This window comes from Streptomyces sp. IBSBF 3136 (genome assembly GCF_036815105.1).
GTDB lineage: Bacteria > Actinomycetota > Actinomycetes > Streptomycetales > Streptomycetaceae > Streptomyces.
In genome coordinates, this window is sequence record NZ_JAJSZC010000004.1 from 13,062 (window position 1) to 21,769 (window position 8,708).

An 8,708-nucleotide genomic window follows, 5' to 3' on the forward strand; every position below is an offset into this window, starting at 1 on the left:
GGCGGGGGCGGTGGCGGCACCTGCGCCGCCGGCCAGCTGCTGGCCAACCCCGGCTTCGAGTCCGGGGCCGGCTCCTGGACCAGTTCCAGCGGGGTCATCACCAACGACTCCGGCGAGGCGGCCCGCACCGGCTCCTACAAGGCATGGCTGAACGGCTACGGCTCGGCCCACACCGACACCCTGTCCCAGTCGGTGACCATCCCGGCCGGCTGCACCAGTGCCGACCTGAGCTTCTATCTGCATGTCGACACCGCCGAGACGTCCACCTCGACGGCGTACGACACCCTGAAGGCCCAGGTGCTCGACAGCAGCGGCACCGTGCTGTCGACCCTCGCGACCTACTCGAACCTGAACGCGGCGAGCGGCTACACCCGCCGTGGCTTCAGCCTCGCGAACTACGCGGGCCAGACGGTCACGATCAAGTTCACCGGCACCGAGGGCTCGACCCTCCAGACGTCGTTCGTCCTCGACGACACCGCGCTCGACGTCGGCTGAGGCCGAGGGCGGGGTGGGCCTGAGCGCCCACCCCGCCCTTCGGATCAGGCCGCCGGGACCGTCCGCTCCGGGGTGTTCCAGCCGGAGACCCGCACCCGCGGCGCCGAGCCGCGCAGGTCGGCGGTCCGGTAGGTGGCCGTCAGCGTGGCCGACTCACCCGGCCACAGGCTGACCTCGTTGTCCGACCAGCGCACGGGCAGCACCGGCTTCCCGTGCGCGTCGACCAGGTGGACGTCCGTCAGCAGCGAGGGCGTCCGCCCGTCCCCGGTGTTGCGCACGGTCACCGTGGTCGTCGAGGTGCCGCCGGACGTCACGGTCGACGCGCTCGCCGACACCGGTACCTGCGCCATCGACGACAGCCCCCGGAGATCGGCGTAGCCGGTCACCGGCGTGTAGTACCAGTCGGTGTGCGCCCAGTCCAGCTTGTCCGCCCGGGTGGAGAGCCAGTACACGTTCCGGCTCACCTCCTTGCCGTCCGCGTCGGTCAGCGTGAGGCGCAGCAGGTACGTCGGCGGCAGCCCGCTCAGCGACGGCAGCGTGAGCGCGGTGCCGTGGGCGCCGTCGCCGTCCACCGTCAGCCCGGTGACCGTCCGGTCGTACCGCTGGGTGCCGTCGGGGTCGAACAGCGTGGCGCGCGCGGTGAGCGGACCGGTGGAGCCGTGCCGGTTGTTCACGACGACGACCGAGCGGTCGTCGTAGGAGTACTGGATGTGCAGCGGCTCGTTCGCCTTCTTCGCGCCGAAGTAGGCGCCGCCCTGGTCCAGGTACCGGTCCACGAGCTGCCAGTGCAGCGATGTCCAGCCGCTGTTGAACATCCAGTAGACGACCCCGGTGGCCGGCTTGCTCGAGTCCGTCGCGTTGCGCCCGTACGCCTCGTACTGGGCACGCACGTTCTCGTACTGGGCGAGCTGGGCCTTGCGCACGTAGTCGGTGAGCCCGGCCGGTGCGCCGTAGCGGCCGGTGAGCGCGGCGTCGTAGATCTTCAGCGTGCCGAAGACGGTGGAGGGCGAACGGTGGTACTGCCGGGCGCCGGGGTCCTTCCAGAGGGTGTCGAGTTCGGCGGGCGTCATCATCCGGCGCAGCGTGTCCAGGGTCGGGACGTCGGGGCCCGCGCTGGTCTCGGAGTTGAAGCCGGTGGCACCGCCCTCACGCTTGGCGTACCAGTAGTCCGGCGGGACCCACTCGTAGGGCCCGGTCATCTTCATGCCCGAACGGCCCAGCTGGGGCGAGGCGTTGTCGGAGGCGGCGGGCACCACCGGGGTGGGCCAGTCGGCGGCCCTGAGGGCGTCCAGGTAGTCCTTCTCGATCCTCGCGTCGGGCGCGGCGTCGCTGCCGATCAGGAAGGAGATCACGCTCGGGTGGCGGCGCAGCCGGGCGGCCTCGGCGGCCATCGACGCCTTGGCGACCGGGTAGTCGGCCTCGGTCCACTTCTCGCCGGACTCGCTGCCCCCGTTGACCTGGCCCTCCCACTTGTCGCAGCACTCCCAGCCCGGCAGCGTGAGCACACCGAGGCGGTCGGCGAGGTCGAAGAACTCGTCCGGCTCGATGTGCCCCTCCAGGCGGATGGTGTTCAGCCCGAGGTCGAGGGCGTACTTCAGCCGGTCCTCCACGTAGCCCGCGTCCCAGCGCAGGAACTCGTCGGGTGACCAGCCTCCGCCCTTGATCAGCAGCTTGCGGCCGTTGATCCGGTACTGGCGGGCGCCGTCGGTGTTCAGGGGCGCCCGCACGTCGCGGATGCCGAAGCGCTCGTGGGCCGTGTCCGAGACGGCGCCGGCCACGGAGACGGCGAGGTCGAGGTCGTACAGCGGCTGTCCGCCCATGCCCGCCGGCCACCACACCTTCGGGGAGGTGAGGTGCAGCCCCGGGACGTCGGCGGGGGAGAAGGTGACGGTCCTCGACTCGTGCGCGGCGAGCGGCACGGTCCTGGTGAGACGCGTCCCGGCGACGCTGCCGGTGACCTGGGCGGTGACCGGGGCGTCGGAGTCGTTGCGGGCCTGCGCCTCGACCGTCAGGTCGGCGGTGTCCAGCGCGGGGACGGCCAGTTCGCTCACCACGTGCGCGTCGCGCAGCGCGACCGGACCGTCCCGGCGGACCAGGACGTCGCGCACGAGGCCCATGTTCCGGTCGGGCGGCGGCTGGAGCCAGTCGAGCCAGCCCGTCGTGAGGTGCTTGTTCGGGTCGTTGGGCCGGACCCGGAAGGCCACCGTGTTGGTTCCGGACCGCACCAGGGAGGTGATGTCCAGCTCGTGACGGGTGTAGGCGCCGGTCACGTCCGCGGCCCCGGCCACCTGGTGGCCGTTGACGTAGACGTCGGCGGCCGAGACCACACCGCTGAAGTCGAGCCGGGTGCGCTGACCGGTGTCCTCGACGGTGAAGTCGGAGCGGTACCACCACGGCACCTGGAAGTCTTCCCGGGGGATCTTCTGCTGGTCGGTGGAGTGGAACGGGTCGGGGTACACGCCGTCGGCGAGCAGGGCGGCCAGCACGGTGGAGCGGGGGCCCGCCGGGTACCAGCCGGCCGCCCGGTAGCCGGGGGAGGAGACGGCCGCCGCCGAGTCGGTCACCTCGGCGGTCGACCGGATCGAGTAGCCGGACAGCGGAGTGGCGGACCCGGCGGTGGACGGGACATGGGTGACACTGGGCCCGTGCTGGTGCTGCCGCTCGTGCGGCGTCGGCCGATGGTCCCGGGGCCCGGCCCAGGCGCTGGTGGTGAGCGTGCCGAGCAGGCTCAGGAGCACGGCGCCCGTGGCGAGCCGGCGTCCGGGGGCGGGGCGAGGGAACACGCTGGTCTCCAAGCTCGTAAAGTTAGGAAACTTTACTAACTCGGCTCAAGGTAGGGAACGCGGAGGGGCATGTCAACGACCGTCGCCGCCACGGGCCTTGACGGCTGGGGCGATCGGTCCGGCGGCGACCGGGTCAGCCCTCGCTCTCGCCCGCCCTGCGCTCGAACACCAGGTCGCGCGCCGTCCCCAGCGCCGTCGCCACCGCGCCCAGCAGCACCGCGTCCTCGCCGAGCCGGCTGGGTGCGAGCCGCGGCCGCAGCGGGGTCAGGGCGCGCAGACGCTCACGGACCGGCCCGAGCAGCAGGTCCACGCTGTGCCCCACCCCGCCGCCCAGCACCACCAGGTCCGGGTCGAGCACCGCGGCCGCGGCCGCCACGGTGTGCGCGATCCGCTCGGCCTCGAGTTCCACCGCCCGCACCGCGGCCTGCTCGCCGCGCCGGGCCGCGTCGAACACGGCCTTCGCCGTGAGCTGCCCGTTCATCCCGAACCGCCGGGCGGCCTCCACCACCGCCTCCCCGGACACCGCGTCCTCGAGCCGCTCCGGCTTGCTCCGGCCCGGCCAGGGCAGGAAACCTATCTCCCCGGCCAGTCCGTGCGCCCCCGTGAACAGCCTCCCCTCGCTCACCACCCCCATGCCGAGGCCGGTGCCGATGAGGATGTACGCGAAGAGCCGGCTGCCCGCGCCGACGCCGTACGTGTACTCGCCGAGCGCGGCCAGGTTGGCGTCGTTGTGCACCTCGAGCGGGACGCCCAGCTCCTCGCGCATCCGGTCGAACAGGCCCGCGCGACCCCAGCCCGGCAGATGCATCGCGTACCGCACCCGGCGCCGCTCCTCGTCGTACACGCCCGGCGTGCCCACCACCCCGTGCACCACCTCGGCCGGGTCCACGCCCGAGTTGCCGATCACCTGGCGGGCCGTCTCCACCACCAGGTCGGCCATGGCGGCGGAGGCGCGGGCCCGGTTGCGCACGTCGGCGCGGGCGACCACCGTGCCGTCCAGGTCGACCACGGCGACCCGCAGCCAGCCGCGCCCGATGTCCACCCCGAGCGCGTACCCGGCGGCCGGGTCGGGGGCGTACAGCACGGCCGTGCGGCCGCGCTCGGGCGCGTGGGTGCCGACCTCGTGGACCAGCCCCGCCGCCTCCAGCGAGGCCAGCGCGCTGGACACCGTCGGCTTGGACAGGCCGGTCTCACGGGCGAGTTGGGCGCGTGAGCCGGCGCCCAGGGCGCGCAGCCGGTCCAGCAGCAGCCGCTCGTTGGCGCTGCGCAGACGGCGGCGGCTCCAGGGCTGGTCCGGCGGGGCTCCGGCGTCTCGGGCGGGCATCGCACCATTCTCTTGCATTCCCGGCGCCTACTTGACGCCTCTAGTAAGGCTCCTTAACTTTATCGGCCAGTCAGCCCGGCCGGGCGGGTTCCCCGCCGAGCACGCGGTCCGTTCGGCCCGTCGCGTCAGGAGTCCCCATGTCCGGTAGCCCGCCACCACCGGGTGGCTTCGTCCGCCGTGTCGGCCCGTTCCAGGCCACGGCCATCAACATGAGCCAGATGTGCGGCATCGGGCCGTTCGTGACCATCCCGCTGATGGTCGCCGCGTTCGGCGGCCCCCAGGCGGTCATCGGCTTCGTCGCGGGCGCAGTGCTGGCGCTGTGCGACGGACTGGTGTGGGCCGAACTGGGCGCCGCCATGCCCGGCTCCGGCGGCAGTTACGTCTACCTCCGCCAGGCCTTCCAGTACCGCACCGGGCGGCTGATGCCGTTCCTGTTCGTGTGGACGGCGATGCTCTTCATCCCCCTGATCATGTCCACGGGCGTGGTCGGCTTCGTCCAGTACCTGGGCTACCTGGCCCCCGGTCTCGGCCGGACCTGGGGCGACCTCATCGGCCTCGGCGTCATCGCCCTGGTGGTGCTGCTGCTCTGGCGCGGCATCGAGCACATCGCCCGCCTCACCGCCGTGATGTGGACGGTGATGATCGCCTCCGTCGTGCTGGTGATCGCGGCCGCGGCCACCGACTTCAGCCCCCACCTGGCCTTCGGCTACCCGGCACACGCCTTCGATCTGACGAGCGACCACTTCTGGCTCGGCTTCGCCGCCGGCCTGACCATCGGCGTCTACGACTACCTCGGCTACAACACCACCGCCTACATGGGGGCCGAGATCAAGGACCCGGGCCGCACCCTGCCGCGGTCCGTCATCTTCTCGATCCTCGGCATCATGGCGATCTACCTGCTGCTGCAGATCGGCACGCTCGGCGTCATCGACTGGCACCGCATGACGGACCCCAAGGACATCGCCTCCACCTCGGTGGCCTCGGCGGTGCTGGAGAGGACGTGGGGCACGGCCGCCGCCGACACGGTCACCGTGCTGATCCTGATCACCGCGTTCGCCTCGGTGTTCACCGGCCTGCTCGGCGGCTCCCGGGTGCCCTACGACGCCGCCCGCGACGGTGTGTTCTTCCGGCCGTACGGGAAGCTGCACCCTCGGCACCGCTTCCCGATGCTGGGCCTGGCGACCATGGGCGTGATCACCGCGATCGGCTTCCTGATCGGCCGCCACACCGACCTCGCCACCCTGATCCAGCTGCTCACCACGGTCATGGTGATCGTCCAGGCACTCGCCCAGATCGTGGCGCTCATGGTGCTGCGCAGGCGCCGGCCCACGCTGCACCGCCCGTACCGGATGTGGCTCTATCCGCTGCCCGGCGTCGTCGCCTTCGTCGGCTGGTGCGTGATCTACGGGTACGCCGACAGGAACTCACCCGGCCGCCGTCCCATCGAGTGGTCCCTCGCCTGGCTCGCCCTCGGCTGCGCGGCGTTCTTGGTCTGGGCGCGGCGGGAGCGGCTGTGGCCGTTCGGGCCGAAGGAGATCAGCGAGGAGTACGCGACGGCGGGCCGGGACCCGGACACCGAGCCGGTGGCGGGCTGACCGTGGCGGCGTACCCGGTACGGCCCGGCCTCCCGGATTGACATGCAAGAGATTGCCTGCATAACGTTGGGTGTGCAATCAGCGGACGACAGCGGGATGGACAGGGTCTTCAAGGCGCTGGCCGACACCACGCGCAGACGGCTTCTCGACCGGCTGCACGAACACAACGGCCAGACGCTGGGCGAACTGTGCGAGCACTTCGCCATGACCCGGCAGTCGGTCACCCAGCACCTCTCCGTGCTGGAGGCCGCCAACCTGGTCGGCACCCTGCGGCGGGGGCGGGAGAAGCTGCACTACCTCAACCCCGTACCGCTCCACGAGATCCAGGAGCGGTGGATCGACAAGTTCGAGCGCCCGCGCCTCAGCGCGCTCGGCGCCGTGAAGCGACGAGCCGAGGAAGCCATGGCCGACAAGCCGAGTTTCGTGTACGTCACCTACATCGCGAGCACCCCCGAGAAGGTCTGGGAGGCGCTCACCGACGCCGACCTGACCGCCGCCTACTGGGGACACCGCAACGTCTCCGACTGGCAGGTCGGCTCCCGCTGGGAGCACGTCCGCACCGACGGCTCCGGCGTCGCCGACGTGGTCGGGCGGGTGATCGAGAGTGAGCCCCCGAAGCGGCTGGTCGCCACCTGGGCGGCGCCCGACGACGAGGGTCGGGAGGACCGGCACTCCCGGGTCACCTTCGAGATCCGCCCGCACGAGGACATCGTGCGGCTGACCGTCATCCACGAGGACCTCAACGACGAGGGGGAGCGCGGCGACGTCGCCTACGGGTGGCCCGCGGTGCTCTCCAACCTCAAGTCGCTGCTGGAGACCGGGCGCACCATGCCCCAGGCGCCCTGGCAGGTGCCCGGCCGCTGAGCCGCGCGCACCGGGAGGACGGTCCGCCCGGGCGGACCGTCCTCGCGTTCTTCGTGGCCTTCACTTTCTTCGCTGGGTCCTCCCTTCCTCGGACTTCTCCTTCATGGTCTTCGGACGCTGCCGCTCGGGGTCCGGGGATCCTGTCCCCTCCTGTCCCGTCGTACGGCCCCGACCGCGTCGGGAGCGGTGCGCGAGAAGCGCCTCTCACACAGTTTGCCCTTGTTGGCGGCTTATGTGTAGGGGGTGGCGGGGATCGTTGCGGGCACCGCCCCAGGGGTCCGGTGCTTCAGTCGACCCCTTCCGGCAGGTGCATCGTTTCCGCATCGATCTGCCCGGCCCGCTGTCCGAGCGAGTGCCGCAGCCGGTGCAGGCCGCGCCGGGCGTGACTTTTCACGGTGCCGAGCGGCCATCCCGTGCGCGCCGCGATCTGGGTCTGGGTGAGGTCCTCGTAGAAGGCCGGCCGCAGCACCTCCCGCTGCGGACCGGGCAGCCGGGCCGGCGCCTGCCGCACCAGCACCCGGTCGAGCACGGCCTCGGGCCCCGGGGCGACGGTGCCGCCGGTGAGCAGCAGGGCCGATCCGGCGGCCGCGACGAGGTCGGCGCGCCGAGTCCGGGCGGACAGGGCGTCGACGATCCTGCGCCGGGTGATGCCGACGATCCACCCGGCCGGCGGGCCGCGGTCGGGCCGGTACCCGTGCCGGCCGCGCCACACGCCGAGGAACACCTGCTGGGTGACGTCCTCCGCCTCCCTGGCGTCGCCCAGCGAGCGCCGGGCCAGGCCGTACACCAGTCCGGACCAGCGTCGGTGCACGGCGATCAGGCACGCCTCGTCCCCCGCCACCAGACCCCGCGCCAGTTCCTCGTCGCCGTACGCGTCGCAGCCCGCGGCCGGACGCGCCGTTTCGGCGGCGGCTCCCGGCGCGGGAGGCGCGGTGACGACGCTGCTGGGGGCCGGATTCGAGCACATGCCGCGGCTCCTCGGGTCGGTGCGGTCCCTCATGGTCGGAACCGGACAGCCCCGCCTTCAACCCGCATCGATTCTGCACCGTATAGTCGTTGCATGGACGTTCAGCGTGCCGAACCGGGACCGCCGGCCGAGGCGGGGCTGACCACGGGCGCCCTCGCCCGGCGGCTGGGGGTCTCGCCCACCACCCTGCGCTCCTGGGAGCGCCGCTACGGCATCGGCCCCGCCGAGCGCGCGGCCGGCCGGCACCGGCGCTGGACACCCCGGGACGTGGCCATGCTGGAGACGATGTGCCGGCTGACCTCGGCCGGGGTGGCCCCCGCCGAGGCGGCCCGGGCCGCACGGACCGAGATCACCGCTGCCGGACCACCGCCCGCCGCGGCCGTGACCCCCGGCACGGGGACCAGCGGCGCAGGCGCCACCGGAGCCCGGACCGCGGGTGCGGGGGCCGGCGGCGCGCGGGAGGGGGCGACCACGGGCGGGCGTGCTCCGGCCTCCGTGCCGATGCCGTCAGCGGTGGCGACGGCCGTTCATCCGCCGGAGGACGACATCGGCCAGGAGCTGCGCGGCCTGGCCCGCGCGGCCGTACGCCTGGACGCGCCGGCCGTCGAGGAACGGCTCGCCGCGGGCGGGGGGGGGGCCGCCCGCCCCCCCCCCCCGCCCGGGGGGGTTGTGGGCCCCCA

At 72.9% G+C, this 8,708-nt stretch carries 6 protein-coding genes and 1 pseudogene; 4 read left to right on the plus strand and 3 right to left on the minus strand.

Going from position 1 to position 8,708, the window contains the following annotated elements:
• Positions 1–495, plus strand: a pseudogene (locus V7E45_RS01385) (hydrolase); the annotation flags it as partial.
• Between the two features lie 44 nt (positions 496–539).
• On the opposite strand, the gene V7E45_RS01390 reads toward V7E45_RS01385, so the two are convergent.
• On the minus strand, positions 540–3,278 hold the full coding sequence (locus tag V7E45_RS01390; RefSeq protein ID WP_333772249.1) for a glycoside hydrolase family 2 protein: 2,739 nt from the start codon (positions 3,276–3,278) through the stop codon (positions 540–542).
• Positions 3,279–3,411: 133 nt separating this feature from the next.
• Positions 3,412–4,602 carry an ROK family transcriptional regulator gene (locus V7E45_RS01395; protein WP_333772178.1) on the minus strand — a complete coding sequence of 397 codons (1,191 nt, stop codon included), beginning with the start codon at positions 4,600–4,602 and terminating at the stop codon, positions 3,412–3,414.
• Positions 4,603–4,739: 137 nt separating this feature from the next.
• Here V7E45_RS01395 and V7E45_RS01400 point away from each other — a divergent pair, with 137 nt between their 5' ends.
• Together V7E45_RS01400 and V7E45_RS01405 are read left to right on the plus strand one after the other, a co-directional pair.
• Positions 4,740–6,197, plus strand: a complete 1,458-nt coding sequence (locus V7E45_RS01400; protein WP_333772179.1) for an APC family permease — start codon at positions 4,740–4,742, stop codon at positions 6,195–6,197.
• A 96-nt stretch (positions 6,198–6,293) separates the two neighbouring features.
• Complete coding sequence (locus tag V7E45_RS01405) at positions 6,294–7,061, plus strand: ArsR/SmtB family transcription factor (RefSeq protein ID WP_333772180.1); 768 nt, start codon at positions 6,294–6,296, stop codon at positions 7,059–7,061.
• A 286-nt stretch (positions 7,062–7,347) separates the two neighbouring features.
• Here V7E45_RS01405 and V7E45_RS01410 read toward each other — a convergent pair whose 3' ends face one another.
• The gene (locus V7E45_RS01410; protein ID WP_333772181.1) at positions 7,348–8,028 is read right to left on the minus strand and encodes a sigma-70 family RNA polymerase sigma factor; all 681 of its coding nucleotides are present in this window, start codon (positions 8,026–8,028) and stop codon (positions 7,348–7,350) included.
• A gap of 93 nt (positions 8,029–8,121) precedes the next feature.
• On the opposite strand from V7E45_RS01410, the gene V7E45_RS01415 reads away from it, so the two are divergent.
• Positions 8,122–8,708: MerR family transcriptional regulator (locus V7E45_RS01415; protein WP_333772182.1), on the plus strand; the 587-nt coding region annotated here is incomplete at its 3' end.